This is a genomic window from Salinisphaera sp. C84B14 (genome assembly GCF_040361435.1).
In the GTDB taxonomy this organism is placed as follows: Bacteria; Pseudomonadota; Gammaproteobacteria; order Nevskiales; family Salinisphaeraceae; genus Salinisphaera.
This window is the reverse complement of record NZ_APNL01000007.1, coordinates 63,800-89,669: the sequence shown is the minus strand read 5'-3', so window position 1 is coordinate 89,669 and position 25,870 is coordinate 63,800. Positions and strand designations below refer to the sequence as shown.

Below are 25,870 nucleotides of genomic sequence, written 5' to 3'. Positions count from 1 at the left end.
CGATGGGCCAACAGCCGACCCTGACCGGACTGCTGGAATCGCTGGATTCCAGTGCCGATACCCATGCCGAAAGCAACAGCGCCGACGACCGCCTGTCGATCGGGGAAGTGCTGCAGGTCATTGGTGAGCGCGGCTATGGCCCGCTGGTGCTCATCCTGGCCCTGATCGCTGCGCTGCCGACGGGGGCGGTACCCGGCATCCCGAGCGTCTGCGGCATATCGATCGCCCTGGTATCCACCCAGCTGATCTTCGGCAAGGCCCACCCCTGGCTGCCCAAGCGCCTGCGTCGGCTGTCGATCGAGCGGCATCGCTATCGCCAGGTATCGCGTCGCCTCACACCCTGGACTCAGCGTATCGATCGCCTGGTACGCCCGCGCCTGACCGTGCTCGTACAGGGCGCATCCACCCGCCTGATCGGTCTGGCCTGCGTGGTGCTCGGCGTGTGCATGGTGCCGCTGGAGATCATTCCCTTCGCCGCGGCCGCGCCGGCTTTTGCCATCGCCTTCATGGGCCTGGGTCTGACTGGCCGCGACGGCTTCTGGGTGCTGGCGGGGCTGGTGCCGGCCGGACTGGCCGGCTATTTCGTCTATACCCTGATTACCTGAGTTCGGGCTGACAGTTCGGACAGCGGTACAGCCGCCGGCTGGCAACGGTGGTTTTTTCGATCGCTGCGCGGCAGTCGTAGCAGGCCTGCCCAGCGCGACCGAAAACCCGATGCCGGCGCGCGCGAAAGGATTGGCCCTGCGCCTTGAGTCGCTGCGCGCGGTCGGGGTCGTTGGTGATGCCCTTGAGCCGATAGGCCTGTTCGATCATCGTCCGCGTCGCAATCACCAGTCGGCGGCGTTGTGAATCGTTCAGCGACTTCGGTTTGTAGCGCGGATGCAGGCCGGCGACAAACAGGATCTCGGATCGCAGATAGTTGCCCACGCCGGCGATGAAGTGCTGATCGAGCAGCAGCGTGCCGAGGGCACGGCCGCAAAAGCGCCGGTCGTCGAGCTGTTGCAGCAGCCGGTGATCGTCCACATCGGCATCGTTGAGCAAATCGGGGCCAAGCCGGGCTAGATAGGGCACCGTGTCGAGCGCGTCCGGGCGCACCAGGCGGATATCCGAGGCGCTGTACAGGCGTGCCGCCCGTGGCCCGGCGCTGATCGCGAAGCGCAGCTGTCGCTTCGTTGTCGGCAGCGATGCGGCGCGCCCGATGCGCCACTGTCCGTATAGCTGGTTATGGCTGTAAACGCACCAGGGGCCGTCGTCGCCGCGCGCGGCAAAGAACACCAGTACACCCTTGCCGCGTGCCTGAACCGAGGTGATACGGCGCCCGGCCAACGCGGCCTCGAATCCCTTGAAGCGCTCGAAGGCAAAAAATACCGCGTCGGCATCCTGCCCGCCGACCGCGGTTGCGATATCGTCGACCATGCGTCTTATTTCGGGGCCTTCGGGCATCGCGGCTCTCGAGATTCTTCTGCGTGAACAAGTAAAAGCGCTGTACAGCCAGCGTTTACCCGAAGTTCGATACACTCGGATGCAGTCACGACAATCCAAAACCGCAAGCAAGTGAACAGTATGAATAAAACCATCATTAGCCTGGCCGCGACCGGCCTACTCGCCGCGACGGCGATGAGCGCCAACGCAGCGGAAACCTACACGATCGATCCGTCGCATACCTACGGCAACTTCGAGATCGGCCATATGGGGCTGTCCACCATGCACGGCCGTATCGATGTTACCGGCGGCGAAATCGTGATGGATCGCGAAGGCGACACCAGCAGCGTGAACGTCACCCTCGATCCGGCCACCGTCGATACCGGCCACGACAAGCGCGACGAGCACCTGCGCGAAACCGAAGGCTTCTTCGAAGTCGACCAGTACCCGGAGATGTCGTTCAAGTCCACGCGCGTGAGCTTCGACGGCGACGACGAGGCCACCGTCGAAGGCGAGCTGACCATGCACGGCACCACCAAGCCGGTCACGCTCGACGTCGACGACATCTTCTGCAAGACCAATCCGATGGACGAGAAGAAATATACCTGCGGGTTCTCGGCCGAAACCGAAATCAAGCGCAGCGAATTCGGCATGGATGCCTATGTGCCGATGGTCGCCGACGAAGTCGATATTCAGATCGAGGTCGAAGCCAATCGGCCCAACGACCAGGGCTGATTTAAAGGCCCGGCGACAATGGCCGGCGGCTCGCAGGAGCCGCCGGTTTTTTTTGGCCTGAGGTCAGGGCCTGCGATTGGCCCTTCGCCAGGACCGGCCTGCGACTCGGGCGCTCAGTCGGCGGTCGCGGTTTGCGTATCGCGCGACTCGTGCTCGCAGACCGGTGTGCTGTCGCCGATCGCAGCACAGCCGATGCCGCGCGGGTCGGAGGCAGCGTCCATTCGGTTCTCGGCCTTGTTCCAGATCACCGCGTGCATGTCGCCGTAATGGCGATTGATCCGTTCGAGGCTGTGGCCAAGTTTCTCCAGGCCGGCACGCGTATCCGACGACAATGCCCCGGGCTCGTATTCGACATGATCGGGTAGATACTGGTGGTGGTAGCGCGGTTTGCCGACCACGCTCGCGGCGTCGCCGCCGTGGGTGAAGTCCAGCACGCCGAGCAGCACCATGGTGGTGATACGGCTGCCACCGGGGGTGCCGAGGGCGATCTCGCGATCGTCGCCCACGACGAAGGTCGGCGTCATGCTCGACAGCGGGCGTTTGCCGGGTGCGATCGCGTTGGCCTCACTGCCGACCAGCCCATAGCCGTTGGGCGCCAGCGGCTTGGCCGAAAAATCGTCCATCTCGTCGTTGAGGAATACGCCGGTGCCCGCGGCCACCAGCCCCGAGCCGAACGGAAAGTTCACCGACAGGGTGGCAGCAACGCGATTGCCCTCGGCATCGATGACCGAAAAATGGGTAGTGTGGTGGCCGCTGGCGCGCTCGGCGGTCACGCCGGCGAGTTCATCGCTGGGCGTGGCCCGATCCATGCGGATGCCCACGCGCAGACCGGCCGCATAGTTCTTGTCGATCAGCCGGGCGATGGGCATATCCACGAAGTCCGGATCGCCCAGATAGGCGGCGCGATCGCGGTAGGCGCGGCGCATGGCCTCGATGGTGACGTGGCGACGCTCGACATCGTCGAGCGTGCCCCAGTCGAAGCCTTCGAGGATATTGAGCGCTTCGACAAGCACCGGGCCGCCGGACGACGGGGGCGAGCCGGATACGATCTCGTATTCGCCGTTGGGCGTGCGGTAGGTGCCGCGCGTGGGCTCGCGCTCGATAACGTCGTAGTCCGAAAGGTCCTGACGGGTCCAGATACCGCCGGCGCTGCGCACGGCCTCGACCAGCCGGCGTGCGACGTCGCCGTCGTAGAAACCGTCGCGGCCGCGTTCGGCGAGGGCCTCGAGCGTGGCGGCCAGGTCGGGCTGTTTGAAGCGGGTGCCGGCAGGCAGTACGGCGCCGTCCGCGTCGAGCAGCAGCGCGGCGCTGGCGGGGTATTTCGCCAGCACGTCGCGGCGGTACTCGGCCAGCGTGTGCATGTGGTCGTTTATTTCGAAGCCGTCGCGTGCCAGGCGGATCGCCGGAGCGAGCGTACGCGCCAGGTCCAGCTTGCCATAGCGTTCGGCGATATGCGCGAGCGCGGCCGGCTCGCCCGGAATGCCGGCGGCCAGCGCGCCGTTGCGCGAGCGCTCCTGAACGAAGTTGCCGTCGTCGTCGAGATACATGTCGCGGGTGGCCGCGCCCGGCGCCTCTTCGCGGCCGTCGATCATGACATCGCGATTGTTTTCGGCGTCGTGCAGCAGCCAGAAGCCGCCGCCGCCCAGCCCGGAGCCCTGCGGCTCGACCACGGCGAGTGCGGCGGTGATGGCAACCGCCGCATCGAAGGCGTTGCCGCCCGCGTCGAGCACTTCCATGCCGGCAGCGGTCGCCGCCGGATGGGCGCTGGCCACGGCCGGGGCCGGCGGTGTGTCGTTGCCCGCCAGCGCGCTGGATAGCGGCAGGCACGAAACAAGCACCGAGCAGGCGATCAGACGAAGCCGGACATACATGGGCATTACCGCGAAAAACGAAAGGCGGATCATCACGATACCGCCTGTAGTCGCCGAGCTCTAGCCGCCGGTCTTCTCGTGGAGCTTGTCGGCTACAAGGCTGGGCACCAGCCCGCTGATACGCCCGTCGAGGAAGGCGATCTCGCGGACCAGCGTGGAGGAGATGTGGGCATATTCGGGCGAGGGGGCCAGAAAGATGGTATCCACCTGCGGAGCGAGATGGCGGTTCATCACGGCCATCTGTTTTTCGTATTCGTAGTCGCCCACGCCGCGCACGCCGCGTACCAGCACGCTCACCCCGTGCTTGCGGGCGAAATCGACCACCAGCCCGCTCACCGGCATCACGATCACGTTATCGACGTCGGCCAGCACCTGCTTGGCCAGTTCGACGCGCTCCTGGTGATCGAAGATCGATTTCTTGCTGGCGTTGCTGGCCACCGCCACGATCAGCTCGTCGAACATGCCGGCCGCGCGTCGAATGACGTCGGCATGGCCGTTGGTGATCGGGTCGAAGGTGCCGGTATAAGCCGCCCGGATATTGGGTGCGCTACTCATCTGTCGCCCACTCCGCCGTGTCCGTGGCCCCGGTTGTGTTGCGCTGACCGCACGTAGTTCTCCTCAGGCGTTTCTCGCGCGCGTGCCTGTGCGCGCGGCGCGAGCATGGATTACGAAATCAAAGATGCGGGGTCATCTTCGCTGGCAGGGCGCGGCTGTGCAAGGCAGTAGCCGACGTCGCCGGCGCGCTTGGCGCGGCGTATGTCCAAGCGGTCGGCAAACAGTGCATGCAGGGCATCGGTTTGTTGGGCCGGATATTCGAGATAGATCTGCGCATGGCCGGGCAGCGCGGCCAGCACCCGATCCAGTGCCGGGCCGTGCAGTTCGGCGGCAAACGGCGGGTCAACGAACACGATATCCGGCGCGGGCGTAGCCAGGGTCAGCGCGAGCGCATCGCCTTGAACCAGCGTGGCGCGCGTGGCGGCGTTTAGCGTGTCCAGCACGGCACGCAGCGACGCAATGGCCTGGCGATCGCGTTCGACGAACTGTACGTGGGCCGCTCCGCGCGACAGCGCTTCCAGGCCGAGCGCGCCGGTGCCGGCGAACAGATCCAGGCAGCGCGCGCCCTCGATACGCGGGGCAAGCCAGTTGAACAGGGTTTCGCGTACGCGATCCGGCGTAGGGCGCAGGCCTTCGGCCATGGTCACCGGCAGGCGCCGCCCGCGCCAGGCGCCGCCGATGATACGAACGGAGGTGGTAGCGGCGCTTGAGTTCGGGCGCGGTCTGGCCGATCGACGCGCCACCTTCAGCCTCGGTCGGCCGGCGCGGTCATCCCTGCTGGGTGCCGCCGACGGTGATCGCATCCACCTTGAGCGTGGGCTGGCCCACGCCCACCGGCACGCTCTGGCCATTCTTGCCGCAGACGCCGATGCCTTCATCCAGGGCCAGGTCGTTGCCGACCATGGAGATACGTTCGAGCACGTCCGGGCCGTTGCCGATGAGCGTGGCGCCCTTGATCGGCGCGCCGATCTTGCCGTTTTCGATGCGATAGGCCTCGTCGGCCGAGAACACGAAGTTGCCCGAGGTGATATCCACCGAGCCGCCGGAGAAATTCACTGCATAGATGCCGTGGTCGACCGAGGCGAGGATATCGGCCGGCGCGCTTTCGCCGGCACGCATATAGGTATTGGTCATGCGCGGCATGATGGTGTGCGCATAGGATTCGCGGCGCGCGTTGCCGGTCGGCGCCATGCCCATCAGGCGGGCGTTGTGCTTGTCCTGCATGTAGCCGACAAGACGGCCGTTTTCGATCAGCGTATTGCAGGCTGCGGGGCTGCCTTCGTCGTCGATCGCCAGCGAACCGCGGCGCCCGTCGAGCGTGCCGTCGTCGACGATGGTGCACAGATCGGAGGCGACCTTTTCGCCGATGCGGTTGGAATAGTTCGACGAACCGCGGCGGTTGAAGTCGCCCTCCAGGCCATGGCCGACCGCTTCGTGCAGCAGTACGCCCGGCCAGCCGGCACCGAGTACGACTGGCAGGCTGCCGGCCGGCGCGGGTTCCGCGTGCAGGCGGACCAATGCACGGCGTACGGCCTCGCGGGCGTAGCCGGCTACGCGGTCGGCCCCGTCGCCGGTGGCCGTACCGAAATAGTCGTAGCCCATACGCGCACCGCCGCCGGCGCTGGCGGATTCGCGCACGCCGTTTTCTTCAACCTGTACCGACACGTTCACCCGCACCAGCGGGCGCACGTCGCCGGCCAGCGTGCCGTCGGAGGCCGCGACCAGCATGGTGTCTGAGGAGCCCGCCAACGACACGGTCACGCGCACCACGCGCTCGTCTGCATCGCGGGCGATCTTGTCGGCGTGATGTAGCAGCGCGACCTTGGCATCGGCGTCGAGCGTGGCAGACGGGTCGATCGGCGCATAGCGCGTGGCCGCGCCGCTGTCACGACGGGTCAGCGCATTCACGGTTGCGCTCTTGCCATCCCGGGCAATCGCGGCCGCCGCCTGCGAGGCCCGGGTCAAGGCCGGAAAGGCAAGCTCGTCGGCATAGGCAAAACCAGTCTGCTCGCCGGCCAGGGCACGCACGCCCACACCCTGTGACGTCGACGCGCCCGCGCTGCGTACCACGCCGTCCTCGAGCATCCAGGATTCGTTCTTGAGAATCTGGAAATAGAGGTCGGCATAGTCCACGCCCGGTACCATCAGGCCCCGAAGCGCGGATTGCAGCTGGCCGGCGTCGATGCCGGCACGGCCGAGCAGGGTATCGGAAGCGATATCGATAGCGTTTTTCATCGCATCACATTAACACCGCGCGGCGCCTCGTTGGGGGCGCCGCTGGCACGATCAGAGGGTGAGGATCGTCGAGCCGGCGGTTTCGCGGTTGGCCAGGGCCCGATGGGCCTCGGCGGCGTCTTCGAGCGCGAAACGCTGGCCGATGTTGATCCGCACATCGCCGGATTCGAGCACCGCAAAGAAGTCGGCGCACATCATCTCGAAGCGTTCGCGGGTGTCGGCATAGCCTCCCAGGCTGGGCCGGGTCACGAACAGCGAGCCGCCCTTGTTGAGTTCGGCCAGATTCACGCCTTCGACGGGGCCGGAGGCGTTGCCGAAACTCACCATCAAACCGCGCTTGGCCAGGCAGGCCAGCGAGTCCTGCCAGGTGTCTTTGCCGACCGAGTCGTAGACGACGGGTACCATCGCGCCGTCGGTGAGCTCGCGCACCCGTTCGGGCACTGATTCGCGGGTGTAGTCGATGGTCATCCAGGCGCCGTTGCGCTTGGCGATACCGGCCTTGTCTTCGTTCGATACGGTGCCGATCACGTGCGCGCCCAGCGCATGCGCCCACTGGCAAGCGATCGAACCCACGCCGCCGGCCGCGGCATGGAACAGGATGGTGTCGTCTTCGCCGATGGCATAGGTCTGGCGCAGCAGATACTGCACGGTCAGGCCCTTGAGCATGCCCGCCGCGGCGCTTTCGAAATCGATGGCCTGCGGCAGGGCGATCGCCTTGTCGGCGTCCATGGTGATGAACTCGGCGTATGCGCCCAGCGGGCCCTGGGCATAGGCCACGCGATCACCCTCGGCGAAATCCTCGACGCCTTCACCCACGGCATCCACCACGCCGGCACCCTCGGTGCCCAGCCCGCTCGGCGGCTGCGAGGGGTAGAGCCCGCTGCGCACGTAGATATCGATGAAGTTCAGCCCGACCGCACGGTTGGCGATACGGATTTCGCCGGGGCCGGGGTCGCGCGGCTCGACGTCGACGAGTTTCAGGACTTCAGGACCACCGGTCTCGGCGAACTGGATCTGACGGGCCATCGGGCGCTCCTTTGAAAACAGCGCAGTCAATCAATGCGCTATTTCTAGCAGGCCCTAGAACAAACGTCGATGCGACAGACAGGGAAAGCCTTCGCGCAGGCTGGCGATACGGGCCCGGTCGATGGGGGCGACAATCACTTCGTTGGCTTCGCTTTTCGCTTCGGCCTTGATCTGGCCCCAGGGGTCGATGATCAGGCTGTGCCCATAGGTGCGCCGGCCGTTGGCGTGATGGCCGGCCTGGTTGGGCGCGATCATCGTGACCAGGTTTTCGATGGCCCGGGCACGCGTGAGCACGTGCCAGTGCGCGCTGCCGGTGGTATGGGTGAACGCCGATGGCGCGACCACGATTTCTGCGCCCTCGGCGGCCATGGCGCGATAGAGCTCGGGAAAACGCAGGTCGTAGCACACGCTCAGCCCCAGCCGGCCGATCGGCGTATCCACGACATGGGGCGTGGGTGGGCCGGCCACGAAGGTGGCGGACTCGCGATAGGCCTCGGCCGAATCCGGCACGCCCACGTCGAACAGGTGGATCTTGTCGTAGCGGGCCACGCGTTCGCCGCTGTCGGCATACACCGGACAGCTGGGATAGACACGATCGGGCTCATCGCTTGCCAGCGGAATCGTGCCGCCGACGATCCACAGGCCGTACTTGCGTGCCGCCTCGGCCAGGAAGTCCTGGATCGGCGTATGGCCGTTGCCGGCGCCGTCGGCCTCGGCCACGCCGATCTTGTCGGTTTCATGGGCGCCCATCAGGGCGAAATTCTCCGGCAGCACAGCGAGCTGGGCGCCGCGCCGGGCGGCATCGGCGAGCAGGTCGTCGGCACAGGCCAGATTGGGCGCGACTTCGCCGCGCGAGTTCATCTGGATGGCGGCGACGTGGGGCAGGTTGGAATCGGCGGTCATGGCGGGCTTCTTCGGTCGGGCTATTCTTCGGCGCTGGGCTGCTCGATGCGCGGGTTGTCCCAGCTGCCTTTCAGGGTATACGCGATGCTCGAGAATTTCTTGATCGGTTTCTTGAACAGCTCCTGCATGGCGAATACCGCCGCGCCCACCAGCGGGCCGCCCAGCACGGTACTGGCCACGGTCACGCCGCTGCCCACCTTGGGCACGATGGTCACGCGTTCGTCGTAGTCGCGTGCGGCCAGGCCGATGCGCCCGTTCATGCGGATCTGCGAGGACGGCGTGTCGATACGTACATTGTCGCTGTAGGCGTTGCCGTTCTCGATTGTGAAGTTCGCCCGTACCTTGTCGAAGGCCAGTCCCTCGTCGACCACGTCGCGAAAATCCAGGCGCAGGCGGCGTGGCAGCACGTAGAGGTTAACCAGCCCCAGCACCCGTGCCGCGCCGGGTTCCACGGCGGTGAAGGTGCCGTTGTCGAGGGCGAGTTCTACCTGGCCGTCGAGCGCGCGTAGATCCAGTCCGGCCGGGTTCGGGGCGATGTTCAGGCGGGCGTGCAGGCGCGTGGAATCGGCGTTCACGCTGGCCGGATAGCCGAGAGTTCGCAGCAGCCCGGCCATGCCGGCGCCCTCGAAGCGGGTCTGGGCACTGGCCTGGGTCTGGCCGTTGTCGTGAATCCAGCGGCCGGTGGCCCAGCCCTCCATAGCCCCGTTCTTGAGCTGGAAGCGGTCGAGTTGCCAGCCGTCGGGCTGGGCGCGGGCCTTGACTTCGGCCTGGCCGAAGTCGGTGTCGTCGACTTCGAAATTGGCCACGAACACATCCAGATGGGGCAGGTCGGCCGGGTCGATGTCCTGCCAGATGATCGGGCTGGTCTCGACCGGTGCGGCCACGGGCTGCTGTGGTCGTGTCCTGAGCGCGAGCCGGGCGAGATTGCCGGCAATATTGATATTGCCGCCGGCGGGCTGGGTCCAGGTGACCTGGCCCTGGGTATCCGGGCCTTCGAAATCGATCCGCCAACCCGGGCGCGCGTTCATGGTCTGCGCGCGCAGATGCGTGTTCTGGAAGTAGCGGTTGTCGAAGGCCAGTGCGCCGATGCGCATATCACCGCCGATGAAATCCAGTGCGCTGGCGCTGCTGCCGGACTGGGCGGCGGCGCGGGTGGCGGCTTCGACCTGATCCTGTACCACCGTGAACCAGCCCAGCCCGTCGACGTGATCGGCCCGACCGCCGATCCAGATACCGTCTTGATCCGGCGGGGTGAGGCTGCGGTCGTTGAGCAGCGCCTGAATACGGGTGACCGTGCCGTCGCGCAGGCGCACGGTGGTATCCACGCGGCCGTCGTAGCCGACGTGTACGCGGCTGGCATCGCCGGCCACGGTGATGGCCAGCGGCGCGGCCCGGTCGGCGGGCTTGCCTAGCGGCTCCGGCAGCTCGAGGGCGAGGCCGCGCAGGTCGCTTTTCAGGTCGATGTCGGACACGTCGCCGTTGCGGGCGACCTCGAAGGCCACGTTGAAATCGCTCGCGCCGTGGCCATAGCGCAGCCACGACTCGGGCAGATAGTGGGCGACCGCCGCGCCGTCCTGCGGCAGCTGCAGCCGAGCACGCGCGACGATGCGCTGGCGCTGGCCGGCCACCGGCACCACGTCGGCATCCAACGCCACCCCGAGCAGATTGCCCTTGAGAGAGCGCGCGCTCAGCCCGCGTGCGTCGTCGAAGTGCAGGGTGCCGGTGATGGCGGTGATCGGGCCGGGCAGGGCCGCAGTGCGCAGCGTCGCCCCGCGCGCCCGCACATCGCCGGACACTTTTACGTCGCCCAGCTCGGGCTTGAGCGGTATGCGCAGATCGATCGACAGATCGGCCGGGCCGGTCACCTTGAGCGCGTCGACGATTTTCGCAAAGCGATCGCGCAGCGGCGAGCGCACCAAGAAGGCCAGCATCTTCTCGGCCCGAGCGTTGCGTGCCTTGCCGTCGATCTCGAGCACCGGTTCGCGCACGTTTTCCACCCGGCCGGTGGCCGGGCCGAGGTCTACGTCCAGCATGCGCGCGGCGGCCACGTCCACGCGCAGATCATCGCCGTCGAGTACGAGCTTGCCGCGTGCGCCTGTCAGCGGCGGCCAGTCGTCCTTGTAGGTCACGTCGACGTCGTGGCCCACGAGTTCCAGATGAAAGCGTTCGTCGCCCTGGGGGTTGGCGAACGGAAACCGGTCCATGGCCCCGCGCAGTTCCAGGGTGGCGCTGTCGAGCGTGCCGGCGGTAATGGCCTTGGGCAGCCAGTCGCGCAGTTTTTCGTTGGGCAGGTCGTCGGCCTGCGGAATACGTGCGAGCAGGCGTGCGACCTGCGGGGCGCTGGCGCTTGCTTGCAGATCCACTACCGGCGCCTGACCGGGCCGAAGCCGTATCCGGCCGCTGCTTTTGAATTCGGCTTCGGCGCTGGCGAGCTGGAGCTTGCGGGCGTCGATCTGCCAGCCGCCGTCGCGGCGCTGCCAGGCGATTTCGCCGTCCAGGTCGTCCACCGCCAGTTCGCCGCGCAGATAGCGTCTTGCGCTGAGCGTGCCGCCGGCGTTTTTGAACTGCAGGATGTGGTTGTCGCCCTGCTGGTAATAGCTGCCTGCCAGCGGGCCGACCGTGATGGCCGGGTCGTCGATAGACAGGTGGTTGAAGTCCAGGGCCAGCTGCAACGGCGTATCGCTACCGAGCGTGAGGGCGAGATTGTCGACCTGCGCATCCACGGCGGTATCGGCAAGACGGTCGATCCGCAGCCGGGCCAGACGCGTGGCAATACCCACCGGCAGATGGCGGGCGTCGATACGCAGGCGCGGCTCGTCGAGATCGATCGCGCCGGTCAGCGCAAAGCGATCCAGCCCGGGTGCGTCGCCGTCGAAGGCGGTCATCGCCAGTCGGATATCGTCAGCGCTGGCGTTTGCGTCGGCCGCTGGCGCGATGCCGGCTGCCTCGAAAGTGGCAGACAGCGCAGGCACCAGATCGGCGTCGGTCGCGGTGTCGGCGATCGCCGCCAGATCGAGCTGGGCTTCGGCGTTGATCAGCTGCCCTTGCTGCCAGTGGCCGTCGACCGTGGCCGCCAGGCGGCCGCCGGAGAGCCGTTCGCGCAGTGCCGGCTCGATCAGCTGCGTGCTGCGCGCCAGCGAAGGGGTATCCAGACCGTCCACGCTGAATTCGAATTCGGCCGTATCGATGTTCGGCAGACGCCCGGAAAAACGGGCCTGGCCCTGGGCGTGCTCGAGCCAGTTCAGGCCGTCGAGGTTGAATTGCAGGCCATAGCTTTCGTTCTCGCTGCGTGCGATGCGCGCATCCAGGCGTTCGATACGACCGCGCCCGTCCGGCAGGCGCGCGTCGAGCAGGGTGATATCGGCATCGCTGATCCGGGCCGAACGCAGCATGGCCATGCGCTCGTTGACCGTGTTCCAGTCCAGCGGCGCGTCGCCCGGCCGCGACCAGTACGCCAGCTGTGGCCGGCCGTCTTCGCCGCGGCGCAGCGTGAGCGTGGGCCGCTCCAGCGTCAGCCCGTCCGGCAGGCGTTTGCCGTGAATGAGGTCGGTAAAGGAAAAATGCAGGCCCAGGCTGGCGAGCGTCACCGCCGGCTGATTGAAGCCGTGGCGGGTCACGCGCACGTCAGCCAGCTCCAGCAGCGGGCCGTTCCATTGCCAGCGCAGTTCGATGGCCTGGATATCGATATCGGCGTCGATACGCCGGCCGATGCGTTCGGCCAGCGCTTCGCGATAGCCGGGCACGAGATGATCGATCAGGCGCACGCCGCCCACCAGCAGGCCGGCCAGGATCACGAGACTGGCGAGCGTAACGACGAACGCGCGTTTGATGATCGTCGTACTAGCCATGCGCGGGCGCGTTGTCTCGACTCGGCAGGCGTTGACCCCTGGCGCGATACGAACGCTGCATGGCCTGCCGGCGTGAAACTGTATTGGCGAAGCGCTTAGCGGGCATGAATGTGTCGGGCGGCGATCGGACGGCGGCGTTGGTGTTTCGACACGGCCGCGCGCTCGGGGTTCGCAAGGCGTGTCGGCGACGCCGCAGTCTGGACCGGGCCGGCGCGGCGCTGCGGTGTCGACGACGATCGCGCACGTCCGGCGGCAAGCCGGGGCGTTCGCGGGCGTCGTGGCGCCTCACAGCTTACATCACCACCAGATCGAACTGTTCGGCCGTGTAGAGCGATTCGGACTGGAGACGCACCGCGAGCCCGGTGTCGGCACAGACGTCGTGAAAGGCACCGGCCAGTTCATCCAGCAACAGGCCGATGATATCCGGAGCGGCGAGAATCAGCAGTTCCTCGACGCGCTGGCTGCGGGCCAGCCGGCCCATTTCGCGAAACAGCGAAAAACAGACGGTCTCGCCGGTCTTGACGAAGCCGCGGCCCTGACAGCTCTCGCAGGGGTGACACATGAGCTGCTGCAACGATTCGCGGGTGCGCTTGCGGGTGACTTCCACCAGTCCCAGAGGCGAAATAGCGCCCACGCTGGTCTTGGCCGGATCGGCATCGAGCGCGGCGCGCAGGGCGGTGAGCACCTGGGCCTTGTGCTCGGCATCGACCATGTCGATGAAGTCGATCACGATGATGCCGCCTAGATTACGCAGACGCAGCTGGCGGGCCACCGTGTTGGCGGCCTCGATATTGGTACGCAGCACCGTTTGTTCGAGGCTGCGGGTGCCGACGTAGCCGCCGGTATTCACGTCCACCGTGACCATCGCCTCGGTCTGTTCGATGATGAGAAAACCGCCGGAGCGCAGCGGCACCTTCGGTGCCAGGGCGCGTTCGATGGCTTCTTCGATCCCGTATTGCGAGAACAGCGGCACCGGCTTGGTGTAGTGGCAGGTCCGTTCGGTGAACTCGGGGGCAAAGCGCTGGGTGAAGCCGGTCATTTCCTGCCAGGCGGCTTCGTCGTCGATGGTGATCGCCGCCACTTCGGGCGTGAGCATGTCGCGCAGCATGCGAATCGGCAGCGCCAGATCGCCGTAGAGCAGGGTCTCCGGGGCGACGGTACGGCTTTGCTGGAGGATATCGTTCCAGACCGTGGCCAGAAAACGCATGTCGGCGGCCAGGGCATGGTGGGGCGCGCCGTCGCCGACCGTACGTACGATGAAACCGCCGGTCAGACCCAGCTCTTCGCGAATGCCGGCAACGGCGCTGTGCAGCCGGTTGCGTTCGGCTTCGTTCTCGATGCGGGCGGAGACGCCGATACGCGGGTTGTAGGGCATATAGACCAGAAACCGCGACGGAATCGCCAGGTCGGTGGTCAGCCGTGCGCCCTTGCTGCTCATCGCATCCTTGGACACCTGGACCAGGATACGGTCGCCCTGGTTGAGCCGGTTCTGGATGCGTGGCGCCACGTCCTGGGTTTCGGCCGGGCGGCGCACCATGTCCGAAATCTGCAAAAAGGCGGCCCTGGGCAGGCCTACGTCGATGAACGCCGCCTGCATGCCCGCGAGTACGCGCTGCACCTTGCCCAGGTAGATATTGCCGACCACGCTGCCGGTCGCATCCCGCTGGATATAGATTTCCTGCAGCACGCCGTTTTCCAGGTGCGCCGCACGCGTTTCACCCTTGGAGACGTTGACCAGGATCTCGATACGCGTGGGCTCGGGATCGGCCTCGGGCAGACACGAGACGCTCACCGCGGTTTGCGTCGACGTGTGCATGGGCAGGGCAGGTTATGGGAATTCGATGCCATGCGCTCGATTGTCGGCGCACAGCGTATGCCACTGCAAGCGCGCCCCGATCCACGCCCGGCGGCGTGCTCAGCCGCGATGGTAGGGATGACCGGTGAGAATGCTGTGGGCGCGAAACAGTTGTTCGGCCAGGATCACGCGTACCAAAGGGTGCGGCAGGGTCAAGGGCGACAGCGACCAGCGCCGGTTCGCCCGGGCCAGACTGTTCGGGCCGAGGCCGTCCGGCCCGCCGACCAGCAGGGCACGATCACGGCCGTCGGCCAGCCATTCGCGCATTTGTCCGGCCAGCTGCTCGGTCGACCAGGGCTTGCCGTCCACGGCCAGGGCGATCACGTCCAGATCGGGCGAGAGCGCATCGCAGATACGCCGATCTTCATCGGCGATCGCGCGTTCGGGCTTGCCGCCCTTGCGGTTGCCGGGTGCTATTTCGGTGAGTTCCAGCCGGCATTCATGGGGCAGGCGACGGGCGTAGTCGTCGTAGGCACCGGTAACCCAGCCGGGCATGCGCCGGCCCACCGCCAGCAGGCGTATTCGCATAACCGACGCCGCGACGGAACTAGTGCGTGGTGGAGCTTTCGCCGGCGATCGCGTCCATGTCCCAGAGTTTTTCCAGCTGGTAATAGGCACGCGTGACCGGCTGCATGATGTGCACCACCACGCCGTTGAGGTCGATGAGCACCCACTCGGCCTGGCTCAGGCCTTCCACGCGCGGCTGAATACCGGCTTCCTTGGCGTGGGCGATCACCGTTTCGCCGAGGCGCTTGACGTGGCGTGCCGAGCGGCCGCTGCAAATGACCATATGGTCGGCAATGGTCGTCAGTTCGGCGACGTCGAGCACCTGGACGGATTCGCCCTTGAGTTCGTCGACGGCTTCGATGGCCAGCTTCAGCAAGGCGTTAACCTGTGGATCGCTGTTGTGGGCGTTTTCGGGCTTGTCTTGTAGATTCATTGACTCGCGGCCGTGGCCGGTTGGGACTGATAGACGCCTGCATCCATAATGTCGTCGAGCACGGCGGTGGGCAAGAGGTAACGCGGACTTTCACCCCGCTCCAGCAGCTCGCGGATATAACTGGCCGAAATCACCAGCGGCGGCGGCATATAGGTATAGATATGGCCACCGAGCTCGCGATGCAACGTCTCGTGGCTATCGGTGCCTCGTTCGGCCAGGGCGTCGGCGGCTGCACCGTCGAGCTCGCAGTCGATACCGGGACGGTCGATGAGCACGATATGCGCGCTATCGAAGATGCGTTCCCATTCATGCCAGCGCGGCAGCTTGGCGAACACATCGCGGCCCATGATCAGGCACAGCGGCGTATCCGGCATTTCGGCGCGCATGGAGGCCAGCGTATCCACGGTATAGGACGGTCCGTCGCGCAGCAGTTCGCGATCGTCCAGGCGCAGCCGCGGCTCGGTGCTCACGGCCACGCGAATCCATTTCGAACGCTGGCCCGGTGATGCCGTGGGCGCGCCGCGATGCGGCGGCCGCGCACAGGGCACCAGGCGCACATGGGCCATATCGAGCGCGCTGGCCAGTTCCATGGCCAGGCGCAGATGCCCGTTGTGAACCGGATCGAAGGTGCCGCCAAGGACACCGACAGGGGCGGTGGTCAAAATGTTTCTCCCGAAACGATCAGGGCGCTAGCGGACATGGCCGTCGCCGAATACGACGTACTTCAGCGAAGTCAGCCCTTCCAGCCCGACCGGCCCGCGCGCGTGGAGCTTGTCGGTGGAAATGCCGATCTCGGCGCCCAGGCCATATTCGAAGCCGTCGGCGAACCGGGTCGAGGCGTTGACCATCACCGAGGCGGAATCCACGGCGCGCATGAATGCCCGCGCCCGGGTCACGCTTTCGGTGACGATCGCATCGGTATGGTGCGAGCCCCAGGTTTCGATATGGTCGATGGCCTGGTCCATGTCGTCGACAATACGAATCGCAAGCACCGGGGCCAGATATTCCTCGGCCCAGTCGGCGTCCGAGGCCGGCTTCACGCCCGTGCCGAGTAGCTTGCGCGTACGCTGGCAGCCGCGCAGTTCCACCCCCGCCTGACGCAGATCCTGCGATAGCGGCTTGAGCACGCGCTCGGCTATGGAATCGGCCACCAGCAGCGTTTCCATGGTGTTGCAGGTGCCGTAGCGCTGGGTCTTGGCGTTAACCGCGATCGCAATGGCCTTGTCGAGATCCGCATGGTCGTCGATATAGACATGGCACACGCCGTCCAGATGCTTGATGACCGGCATGCGCGCATTGTTGGAGACGAACTCGATCAGGCCCTTGCCGCCGCGCGGCACGATCACGTCCACGTATTCGGGCATGTCGAGCAGCGCGCCGACGGCCGCGCGGTCGGTGGTTTCCACCACCTGTACGGCGTCGGCCGGCAGGCCGGCATCGGTGAGCCCGCGGCTGATACAGGCCGCGATCGCCTGATTGCTGTGTGCTGCCTCCGAGCCGCCGCGCAGAATCGCCGCATTGCCGGATTTCAGGCACAGCGCTGCCGCGTCCGCGGTGACGTTCGGGCGCGATTCGTAGATGATGCCGATCACGCCCAGCGGCACGCGCATACGCCCGACCTGAATACCGGAGGGCCGATAGTTGAGGTCGGTGATGCCGCCGATCGGATCAGGCAGGGCCGCGACCTGGCGCAGCCCCTCGGCCATCTGTTCGAGGCGCTTGTCATTGAGTTCCAGACGTTCGAGCAGCGCCGTATCGAGCTCGTCGCGGCCTTCGCGCATATCGCGGGCGTTGGCGGCGAGAATGCTGCTGCGCGACGCGATCAGCGCTTCGGCAATCGCGAACAGCGCGGCATTCTTGGCGCCTGGCTCGGCGGCGGCCATATGCCGGGCGGCGGCACGGGCGCGTTTGCCCATGGCCTGCATCTGCCGTTCGATACGGCTTTGCGGACTGCTGTCCTGGTTTTCGCGATCGCTTAGATTGGCGCTCATGAGTTCTGGTTACTGAAAACGATTGGATACGAGGCAGGACGCGCGCGGCGGCTGACCTGCCAGACCGAGGGTCAATGTTACCAGTTCATCCCAGGCGCGCCCGACGGCTGCCCCCTTGTTGACCTGATCGAGCCGGGCTGCGCGGCGCAGCAGCTCGGCGAGCATGGCCGGATCGGCCCTTGTGGCCGCCTCGCCGAGTTGGCGCTTGCGCGCCGGCGGCATGAAGATCTTGCCCAGCATGGCGTCCAGGCGGTTGGCGCGCGCGGCCAGCGCGGCCTGGTAGAGCATGCGGATTTCGCGTACCAGCGCCCAGGTGATGGGCACCGCATCCACCCCTTCGGCGCGCAGTTTGGCCAGCGTTTTCAGGGCGCTGGCGCTATCGCCGGCGAGTGCCTTGGCAGGCAGGTCGAAGATGCCGAAGCGGCTGTGGTCGCTGGCGGCAGCTTCGATTTCGGTCGCGCCAATGCTTTCGTTCGGGTGCAGCAGGGCGAGCCGGTCGATTTCCTGGGCGGCGGCCAGCAGGTTGCCTTCGGTCTGTTCGGCCAGCAGGGCGACCGCGTCCCGATCGAGCGCAAGACCGTTGGCACGCGCGCGCTGTTCCACCCATTGCGCCATGCGCGCGCCCGGCAGCGGCCAGGCATACATGGCCACGCCGGCCTTGGTGATGGCTTTGTACCAGGCGCTCTTGCGCGCGCTCGCGGCCAGCGGCGTGGCCAGAATCAGCAGCAGCGTGGAATCCGGCGCATTCTTGGCGTAATCGCTGATCGCGGCACTGCCGGGCTTGCCGGGGCCCTTGTCGGTGAGATGCAGTTCCAGCAGGCGTTTTTCGGAGAACAGCGACAGGCTCGCGCCGGCGCTTGCCAGCTGGCCCCAGTCGAATCCCGGCTCGGCATGCAGGACTTCACGTTCGTCAAAGCCCTGTTTGCGTGCCGCCGCCCGCAGAGCATCGGCGGCTTCGAGTACCTGCAACGGCTCGTCGCCGGCCAGTACATAGCAGCGCGCCAGCGGCTGGCTGTCGACCTGGCGCTGAAACTGGTCGGGGCGCAACTCCACGGTTCTACCTCGCTAGGGACAACACAGGCTGCGATCGACGACGGCACACCCGCCACCACGCGCATAATCATGCACGATACGCGCCATGCCAGGGCGCGCGGGGCTATTCGCCGTCCTGAGCGTCGTTGGCGAAATTACGGCCGTAGAAAATTTCGTTCACCTCGGCCTCGATCCGATCGGTCAGCTCGGCGGCCTCGTCTTCGGACAGGTCTTCGGCTTTTTCCGCGAACAGGTAATCGTTCAGCGAGAATTCGGTCAGCCGCATCTTGGTATGGAAGATACGCTCGGCCAGCACGTTCACGTCGATCATCTGATAGCGGTTGCAGATGTCTTCCGGGATGTAGTCCTGGATCGAGTTGATCTCGTGATCGATGAAGTGCTTCACGCCGTCCACGTCACGCGTGAAACCGCGCACCCGGTAGTCCATCGATACCACGTCCGATTCGAAGCTGTGAATCAGATGATCCAGCGCCTTGAGCGGCGAGATCAGGCCACAGGTGGATACGTCGATATCGGCGCGGAAGGTCGAGATGCCGTTATCCGGATGAAACTCCGGATAGGTATGGACCGTGATATGGCTCTTGTCGAGATGCCCGACCACCGCATCCGGCGTCGGCCCGTCGTAGGCGGCCTCCTCGGCGATGAGGATGGTCACGCTCGCGCCTTCCGGCTCGTAGTCCTGCCGGGCAATATTGAGAATATGCGCACCGATGATGTCCGAGACTTCGGTCAGGATCTGGGTCAGGCGGTCGGCGCTGAACATGTCGTCCAGATAGGCGACATACGCCTTCTTCTGCTCCTGCGTACGCGCATGGCAGATGTCGTAAATGTTGAACGACAGCGACTTGGTCAGATTGTTGAAGCCGTGCAGGCGCAGTTTTTCCATGGCGAATTCGGGATGGGGTGTGGGCCAGGGCGGCTGAGCTCAACGCGGGCTGCATGAACCGATGACGGGGCCGTAGCGCCCATTATTTCGGCTGCATGGGTCCAGACGTTGCGTCGACCGACCGGGTCGATGGGCGATGAAATGGCGCAGTATCCGCGCGCGAGCGCGTACGTCAAGCGCAACGCCCGCGCATGGGCCGATCAGACGGTTTCGATCGTGTAGTCGTGGGTGATGTTCACGCTCGCTTGCAGCATGATCGAGGCCGAGCAGTATTTCTCGGCCGACAGCTGCACCGCGCGCGCGACATGTTTTTCGTTGAGGTTCTGGCCGGAGACGAAAAACTGTAGATGAATGTCGGTGAACACCTTCGGTTCGGTGCTGGCACGGGTGCCGTCCACCTCGATACGGCAGCCGGTCACGTCCTGGCGCGATTTCTTGAGGATATGCATCACGTCCATCGCGCTGCAGCCACCCACGCCCAGCAGAATCATCTCCATGGGTCGGAAACCGGCGTTTTCGCCGCCGATATCCGGCGGCCCGTCGATAGTGACTTCGTGGCCGCTATCCGCGGTGCCGGAGAACTGCAGTTGGCCCTGCCAATCGATGGTTGCTTTCATTCGAGATCGTGATGGTCGATACGGTGGCCCGACGATGGGGCCGGTTGCGGTCAAAAAAAGTGCTGGCCGCCGTGTCGTAACGCGCTATCCCGCAGGATCGAGCAAGGTTGCCAGCGCAGCGCCGGGGTCGGGTTCGCGCATGAAGGATTCGCCGATCAGGAAGGCGCCGAAGCCCACGTCGGCCAGTCGCGCCAGATCGGCCGGCGTATGAATGCCGCTTTCGCTGACCACCAGCCGGTCGGCGGGGATGGTGTCGCGTAGATCGATGCTGGTATCGAGGGTGGTCTCGAAGGTGTGCAGATCGCGGTTGTTGATGCCCAGAATCGTACGTTCCGGCAACTCCAGCGCACGTTCGAGTTCTTCGCTGTCGTGCACTTCGGCGAGTACGTCCATGCCCAGCTCGAAGGCGCGCTCGGCCAGTTCTGTCATGAGCTCGGTCGTCAGGGCCGCGGCGATCAGCAGGATGCAGTCCGCGCCCATGGCACGGGCCTGATCGACCTGGATGGCATCGATCATGAAATCCTTGCGCAGCACCGGCAGGTCGCAGGCCTGGCGGGCCAGGGCCAGAAAGTCGTTATCGCCCTGAAAGAAATCGTGATCGGTGAGTACCGACAGGCAGGCCGCGCCGCCGGCGGCGTAGCGTTCGGCCAGCCAGGCAACGTCGAAATCCTCGCGGATCAACCCCTTGCTGGGGGAGGCCTTCTTGATTTCGGCAATCACGGCCTGCGGTGCCTTGGCGCGCAGCGCGTCGGCAAAGCTGCGCGGGGCGAAGGCACGCGCGACCGCGGCATCGAGTTCGGCGCGCGAGGTCTGGGCACGAAACGCCGCGATTTCTTCGACCTTGCGGGCCAGGATGCGATCGAGAATGGTATCGGTGGTACGAATGCTCATGCGTTCACCATGCCGGCGCGGCCGGTCATCGTTTGTGTGAGTTCGCACAGCGCGGCCATGCGGTCGCCGGCCGCGCCGCTGAGCAGCACGTCGCGTGCCTTGGCCACGCCCGCTGCGATATCCGGCGCGTTACCCGACACATACAGCGCCGCACCCGCGTTGAAGGCGACCATGTCCAGGGCCAGCCCGGCCTTGCCGGCGAGCACGTCGCGCACGATATCCAGGCTTTCGGCCGCGGACTTCACCCGGAGCGCGTCCAGCGAGCCGCGTTCGAGGCCGACGTCCTCGGGCGCGATCTTGTAGGTGGAGATCTTGCCGTCCTTCAACTCGGCGACCCGGCTGGGTGCGTTGATCGACAGCTCGTCGAGGCCGTCCTCGCCGTGCACGATCATGACGTGGCGGCTGCCCAGGCGCTGCAGCACCTCGGCCAGCGGCTCGCACAGATGGCCGTTGAATACGCCCATGACCTGATTGCGGGCGCCAGCCGGGTTGGTGAGCGGACCGATGATATTGAAGATCGTGCGTACGCCCAGTTCGCGACGCGGGCCGACCGCGTATTTCATGGCGCCGTGGTGAGCCGGGGCGAACATGAAACCTACCCCCAGCCGACGAATGCATTCGGCCACCTGCTCGGGCGAGGTATCGAGGGCCACGCCGGCGGCTTCGAGCAGGTCGGAGCTGCCGGACGAGCTCGATACCGAGCGATTGCCGTGTTTGGCCACATGACCGCCTGCAGCGGCCACCGCGAACGCTGCCGCCGTGGATACGTTGAACAGCCCGGCCGCGTCGCCGCCGGTGCCGCAGGTATCGACCAGCTGATCGGCCAGGTTGGCATCGACGGGCACATCGGTGGCCAGCTCACGCATGACCGCCGTCGCGGCGGCGATTTCCGGCACCGTTTCGCCCTTCATGCGCATGGCGATCAGAAAGCCGCCGATCTGCGCTTCGGTGGCCTGGCCGGTCATGATCGCGGTCATCGCCTGGTGCATGCGCTCGGCCGAGAGGTCGCGGCCGGCGACGATGTGGTTCATCAGTTCTTTATCAATCACTGCGTATCTCCCGTGCCCGGGCGCCCTTCGCCGCAGCGCTTGAGGAAGGTGCGCAGCATTTCATGGCCGTGTTCGGACAGAATCGATTCCGGATGGAACTGCACGCCCTCGGCGCCGGTGGGCGTATGGATCAGGCCCATGATTTCGTCCATCTCGCCGTCTTCGGTCTCGGTCCAGGCGGTGATCTCGAAGTCGCCCGGCAGGCCGTCGCGGGCAACGATAAGCGAGTGATAGCGCGTCGCGGTCAGCGGGTCGGCGAGATTTTCGAATACGCCGCGCCCGGTATGGCGAATCACCGAGGTCTTGCCGTGCATGACCTGACGGGCACGGGTGACCTGGCCGCCGTAGGCCTGGCCCAGCGCCTGATGACCGAGGCACACGCCGAAGATCGGCAGCCGATGCGCCAGGCGCTGGATCAGCTCGACCGACACGCCGGCTTCGTCGGGCGTGCAGGGGCCGGGCGAGACAACGATGCCGGCCGGCTTGAGTTCTTCGATATCTTCGACCGTGACCTGGTCGTTACGCACCACGTGCACTTCGGCCTCGAGTTCGCCGAGATACTGCACCAGGTTGTAGGTAAACGAGTCGTAGTTGTCGAGCATGAGAATCATGCGTCACCCCCGTTGCGCGGTGTACTGGCCTGGGCCCGCGTGCTCAGCCCGCGCTCGGCGATCGCCGCGGCTTTCATCACCGCCTTGGCCTTGTTCATGGTTTCTTCCCACTCGGCGGTCGGCTGTGAATCGGCCACGATGCCGCCGCCGGCCTGGACATGAATTTCGCCGTCCTTGAGTACGGCGGTACGAATCGCAATCGCCAGATCCATGCTGCCATTGCCGGCCAGATAACCCACGGCACCGCCATAGACGCCACGTTTGACCGGCTCGATTTCGTCGATGATTTCCATCGCCCGGATCTTGGGTGCGCCGGAGAGCGTGCCGGCGGGAAAGGCCGCGCGTAGCGCGTCCATGGGGGTCAGGTCGTCGCGCAGCTTGCCGGTAACGTTCGACACGATATGCATGACGTGAGAGTAGCGCTCGATGGCCATGCGTTCGGTCAGCTTCACGCTGCCCGGCTGGGATACGCGCCCGACATCGTTACGTCCGAGGTCGATGAGCATCAGATGCTCGGCGATTTCTTTCGGATCTTCGAGCAGGTCCTCGGCCAGGGCTTCATCCTCGGCGTCCGTGGCACCGCGCTTTCTGGTGCCGGCGATCGGCCGCACGGTGACTTCGCCGTCCATCGCGCGCACCAGAATCTCCGGCGAGGCCCCCACCACGTGGTGATCGCCGAAGTTGAAGTAGTACATATACGGCGACGGATTCAGGCTGCGCAGCGCTCGGTACAACGACATCGGCTCGGCATTGAACGGCGCCGACAGGCGCTGGCTGGGCACCACCTGCATCACGTCGCCGGCCTGGGTGTAGTCGCGAATACGCCGTACCGCGTCTTCATAACCGGCCTGCGTCAGCCCGGATACGAAGCGGCTGTCGTCGAGCAGTTCGGCCGCGGTTTCCCCTGCTTTCGCGCGGGTCGTGCTGGTGGTCAGCGGCTGTTCGAGGCGGTCGAGCAGGGCATCGAGGCGCTCGGCCACGCGTTCCCGGTCGGCCGCGTCGCCCTCGACATGGTGGGCCACGCAGTAGAGCTTGCCCGACAGGTTGTCGAAAATGACCAGCTCTTCGGCGATCAGCAGCAGGATATCCGGCAGATCGAGCGGGTCGTTCTTGCCGGCGCCGCCCGCGGCCAGACGCGGCTCGATATAACGAATCGTGTCGTAGCCGAAATAGCCGACCAGACCGCCGGTCAGGCGTGGCAGTTCGGGCAGGCGCGGCAGCGGGCGTGCATCGTTGAAGGCCTGGATCCAGGCCAGCGGATCGTCGGTCTCGATCTGTTCGAGAATCTCGTCGTCGCGTTCGTGAACCAGCGTATGGCCCCGTACGCGTATACGCTCGGCGCAGGGCAGGCCGATGATCGAATACCGGCCCCAGCGCTCGCCGCCCTGGACCGATTCCAGCAGGAACGAATAAGGCGCATCGGCCAGCTTCAGATAGGTCGAAAGCGGGGTGTCGAGATCGGCCAGCGCTTCGACCACCAGCGGCACGCGCGGGTGGTGGAGCGAATGGGTCGATTCGCGGTGGGAAGAAGACGAATTGTTCATGAAATCACTCGATCGAAAATCGCAAGAAGTGCGCGCTCGATTGGCCTGACGGCCGGTCGAAATACGCGCGAGGGCATGCCCGGGCTTTTCAGCCCCGCCAGTCGCCTTCTCGCCATCGCCAGGCCGCATCAAAGGCGCGGTTGGCGGTGTTTTTGAATCGATTCGATTTCATGTCGGTCTTGTCGTTCGGCTTGGGCACGTCGAGTGCCACTACGACCGCAATGCTGACTTATCTGGCCGGGCTTGCCAAGTCGGGCAGGCCGGGCACGGCAGAACAAACACGGGCGTGCCGAGTGCCGGCCGCGACGACGAGCGCGCCTGCGACGGCGTACGCGCGTCAGGCCCTGGGCAGGGCGTTTCACTTCGTCTCTGGCTAGTCGTACCGGGCGTTATATTCGAATCCTGCCTGAGCTGCGCTCAAGGTCGCTGTTTTGGCAGTGTTTTTGCGCGCAGCACCGGTGAGTCGCTCGGAAAAGAACGGGCATCGGAAAATTTTGATTCCGGCAATTCTGGGGTTAAAGCCAATATCCATGCGGATCTGGCCGCGCGAGCCTGTTTAGGCGCATGACGTTGAATTGTTTTTTTCAAAGCCGTGGTGATAGCTTTCCGCCGATCGGCGTATCGCCCGTCAAGAAAATAAATAGCGCGCAATCAGAAGGTTGGCCGCGTTTTTCGATGACGTGCAGTCGTGGGGGATAACAGGCAGCGAGGCGTGAGGCCGTGTACTCATACCCAGGAGGAGACTGTCATGCCTGTTATCAACGTTCGTCCCGCGCCGTGGGCGCTCGCCCTGTGCTTCGTGGCCATTGCATGGATGGGCCCTCAGCGCATCGCGCGGGCCAGCGATAACGAGGGTTTGCCTTCGCTTGGCCGCGACGAGGGCAGCGAGCCGTCGAACGACGGTTTTTACGATCGCTTCATTCAGGACAGGCTCTATCTCAAGCCGGCCGTGTCCTATCTGGATTTCAGCGCGCTGAAAAGCAGCGAGCTGACCCTGTCCGGCGTGGAGTTTCCGGCATCGCTTGCGGTGGACAACGGCCCGATCGCAGGTGCGAAGGCCACGATCGCCAATCAGGCGATCGCGACTATCGGCATTGGCTACAACATCCCGGGCACGGGCCGGCATCTGTCGCTGGAAACGATCATCGGCAAGCCGATCGATATCGATTTCGTTTCCCAGCCGGGCACGCTGCGCGATCGCTCGCTGGCGCCCACCGCGGATCTGGCCAATCTGGTAACCGGTGACAGCGTGCTTGAACAGGCGCTGGGTCAGACCCTCGGCGATCTCGGCTCGGCCGTGAATTCCGCCACCGGCCTGCTCGATACCGGCATCCCGCCGCTCGGTCAGGAGCTTGGCAGCGTCAAGAGCCTGCCGATCATGATGACGCTCACCTATCACCCCTTCCCGGATGCCTTCGTGCGCCCCTATGTCGGCGCGGGCGGGGTATATCTTTACAACTACGATGCCGAGATCAGCAACGACGTGCTTACCGAGGTCAGCGATCCCGGTTTCGACGTGTCGTCGACGCCCGGCTATATCCTGCAGGCGGGCGTGGACGTGGGTTCGCCCCAGGGCGGGTTCTTCGGCTTTGTCGACGCCCGCTATATCGGCGGCGCGACGGTGAAGGGCAGCTTGTCGGACGTGAACGTACGGCTCAACAACGCCGCCCTGGCCGACACTCTGGGCCTGCTCGGCTACGGCGAGGATATCGCGGTCGGCGATGCCGATATCGAGCTCGAAATCAACGCCATGATCTATAGCGCCGGCATCGGCTATCGGTTCTGATCACCCGGCAGGGCAGCGCGACCCTGCAGCGAACGGGCGGGGCGATACGCGT

Annotated in this window: 24 protein-coding genes; 3 read left to right on the top strand and 21 right to left on the bottom strand. The window is 65.6% G+C overall.

Translation table 11 applies throughout. The features are described 5' to 3' along the window. Positions 1-2 precede the first annotated feature (2 nt). A complete protein-coding gene (locus tag C84B14_RS07835; protein WP_348764822.1) occupies positions 3-605 on the top strand; it encodes an exopolysaccharide biosynthesis protein in 603 nt (200 codons plus the stop codon). On the opposite strand, the gene nei is transcribed toward C84B14_RS07835, so the two are convergent. Further along, entirely contained in the window at positions 598-1,443 is an 846-nt protein-coding gene (gene nei / locus C84B14_RS07830) for an endonuclease VIII (protein WP_353223125.1), read from the bottom strand. The genes C84B14_RS07835 and nei overlap by 8 nt on opposite strands. Positions 1,444-1,563: 120 nt before the next feature. On the opposite strand from nei, the gene C84B14_RS07825 reads away from it, so the two are divergent. After that, positions 1,564-2,157: a YceI family protein gene (locus C84B14_RS07825; protein WP_353223124.1), complete on the top strand. Its 594-nt coding sequence runs from the start codon at positions 1,564-1,566 to the stop codon at positions 2,155-2,157. Positions 2,158-2,270: 113 nt separating this feature from the next. On the opposite strand, the gene ggt is transcribed toward C84B14_RS07825, so the two are convergent. The 20 genes from ggt to C84B14_RS07725 all read right to left on the bottom strand — a co-directional run bounded on the left by ggt (position 2,271) and on the right by C84B14_RS07725 (position 24,243). After that, positions 2,271-4,034: a gamma-glutamyltransferase gene (ggt, locus tag C84B14_RS07820; protein ID WP_502949901.1), complete on the bottom strand. Its 1,764-nt coding sequence runs from the start codon at positions 4,032-4,034 to the stop codon at positions 2,271-2,273. Between the two features lie 54 nt (positions 4,035-4,088). Further along, a complete protein-coding gene (gene coaD, locus C84B14_RS07815; RefSeq protein WP_293624458.1) occupies positions 4,089-4,583 on the bottom strand; it encodes a pantetheine-phosphate adenylyltransferase in 495 nt (164 codons plus the stop codon). A 110-nt stretch (positions 4,584-4,693) separates the two neighbouring features. Then, the gene (rsmD, locus tag C84B14_RS07810) at positions 4,694-5,326 is read right to left on the bottom strand and encodes a 16S rRNA (guanine(966)-N(2))-methyltransferase RsmD (protein ID WP_353223120.1); all 633 of its coding nucleotides are present in this window, start codon (positions 5,324-5,326) and stop codon (positions 4,694-4,696) included. A 25-nt stretch (positions 5,327-5,351) separates the two neighbouring features. Next, positions 5,352-6,818 carry a metalloprotease TldD gene (gene tldD, locus C84B14_RS07805; protein ID WP_353223118.1) on the bottom strand — a complete coding sequence of 489 codons (1,467 nt, stop codon included), beginning with the start codon at positions 6,816-6,818 and terminating at the stop codon, positions 5,352-5,354. 51 nt (positions 6,819-6,869) lie between these two features. Beyond that, entirely contained in the window at positions 6,870-7,844 is a 975-nt protein-coding gene (locus C84B14_RS07800; protein ID WP_353223116.1) for a quinone oxidoreductase family protein, read from the bottom strand. A gap of 54 nt (positions 7,845-7,898) precedes the next feature. Then, positions 7,899-8,747: a carbon-nitrogen hydrolase family protein gene (locus C84B14_RS07795; RefSeq protein ID WP_353223114.1), complete on the bottom strand. Its 849-nt coding sequence runs from the start codon at positions 8,745-8,747 to the stop codon at positions 7,899-7,901. Positions 8,748-8,767: 20 nt separating this feature from the next. Beyond that, on the bottom strand, positions 8,768-12,595 hold the full coding sequence (locus C84B14_RS07790) for a YhdP family protein (RefSeq protein WP_353223113.1): 3,828 nt from the start codon (positions 12,593-12,595) through the stop codon (positions 8,768-8,770). Positions 12,596-12,887: 292 nt separating this feature from the next. Beyond that, positions 12,888-14,411: an Rne/Rng family ribonuclease gene (locus C84B14_RS07785; RefSeq protein WP_353223111.1), complete on the bottom strand. Its 1,524-nt coding sequence runs from the start codon at positions 14,409-14,411 to the stop codon at positions 12,888-12,890. Between the two features lie 99 nt (positions 14,412-14,510). Further along, on the bottom strand, positions 14,511-14,978 hold the full coding sequence (rlmH, locus tag C84B14_RS07780; protein ID WP_348764812.1) for a 23S rRNA (pseudouridine(1915)-N(3))-methyltransferase RlmH: 468 nt from the start codon (positions 14,976-14,978) through the stop codon (positions 14,511-14,513). 19 nt (positions 14,979-14,997) lie between these two features. Continuing rightward, positions 14,998-15,390, bottom strand: coding sequence for a ribosome silencing factor (gene rsfS / locus C84B14_RS07775; RefSeq protein ID WP_348764811.1), 393 nt, complete (start codon positions 15,388-15,390; stop codon positions 14,998-15,000). Beyond that, complete coding sequence (gene nadD / locus C84B14_RS07770; protein ID WP_353223109.1) at positions 15,387-16,052, bottom strand: nicotinate-nucleotide adenylyltransferase; 666 nt, start codon at positions 16,050-16,052, stop codon at positions 15,387-15,389. The genes rsfS and nadD overlap by 4 nt, the downstream gene beginning before the upstream one ends. Before the next feature lie 27 nt (positions 16,053-16,079). Then, a complete protein-coding gene (locus tag C84B14_RS07765; RefSeq protein WP_353223287.1) occupies positions 16,080-17,315 on the bottom strand; it encodes a glutamate-5-semialdehyde dehydrogenase in 1,236 nt (411 codons plus the stop codon). A 75-nt stretch (positions 17,316-17,390) separates the two neighbouring features. After that, positions 17,391-18,434, bottom strand: a complete 1,044-nt coding sequence (gene holA / locus C84B14_RS07760; protein ID WP_353223107.1) for a DNA polymerase III subunit delta — start codon at positions 18,432-18,434, stop codon at positions 17,391-17,393. Positions 18,435-18,537: 103 nt separating this feature from the next. Continuing rightward, entirely contained in the window at positions 18,538-19,320 is a 783-nt protein-coding gene (gene speD, locus C84B14_RS07755; protein WP_348764808.1) for an adenosylmethionine decarboxylase, read from the bottom strand. 200 nt (positions 19,321-19,520) lie between these two features. Further along, the gene (locus tag C84B14_RS07750) at positions 19,521-19,937 is read right to left on the bottom strand and encodes an OsmC family protein (protein ID WP_353223105.1); all 417 of its coding nucleotides are present in this window, start codon (positions 19,935-19,937) and stop codon (positions 19,521-19,523) included. 84 nt (positions 19,938-20,021) lie between these two features. Then, positions 20,022-20,828 carry an indole-3-glycerol phosphate synthase TrpC gene (trpC, locus tag C84B14_RS07745; RefSeq protein WP_353223103.1) on the bottom strand — a complete coding sequence of 269 codons (807 nt, stop codon included), beginning with the start codon at positions 20,826-20,828 and terminating at the stop codon, positions 20,022-20,024. Beyond that, positions 20,825-21,859 carry an anthranilate phosphoribosyltransferase gene (gene trpD / locus C84B14_RS07740; RefSeq protein WP_502949900.1) on the bottom strand — a complete coding sequence of 345 codons (1,035 nt, stop codon included), beginning with the start codon at positions 21,857-21,859 and terminating at the stop codon, positions 20,825-20,827. The genes trpC and trpD overlap by 4 nt, the downstream gene beginning before the upstream one ends. Before the next feature lie 14 nt (positions 21,860-21,873). Further along, positions 21,874-22,488 (bottom strand): anthranilate synthase component II, encoded by a 615-nt coding sequence (locus C84B14_RS07735; protein ID WP_353223102.1) that lies wholly within the window; start codon positions 22,486-22,488, stop codon positions 21,874-21,876. Continuing rightward, on the bottom strand, positions 22,485-24,032 hold the full coding sequence (trpE, locus tag C84B14_RS07730; RefSeq protein ID WP_353223100.1) for an anthranilate synthase component I: 1,548 nt from the start codon (positions 24,030-24,032) through the stop codon (positions 22,485-22,487). Before trpE ends, C84B14_RS07735 begins: the two co-directional genes overlap by 4 nt. Before the next feature lie 88 nt (positions 24,033-24,120). Next, positions 24,121-24,243, bottom strand: coding sequence for a hypothetical protein (locus tag C84B14_RS07725; protein ID WP_353223098.1), 123 nt, complete (start codon positions 24,241-24,243; stop codon positions 24,121-24,123). Between the two features lie 537 nt (positions 24,244-24,780). On the opposite strand from C84B14_RS07725, the gene C84B14_RS07720 reads away from it, so the two are divergent. Beyond that, entirely contained in the window at positions 24,781-25,818 is a 1,038-nt protein-coding gene (locus C84B14_RS07720) for an OmpW family outer membrane protein (RefSeq protein ID WP_348764802.1), read from the top strand. The last annotated feature ends 52 nt before the right edge of the window (positions 25,819-25,870 follow it).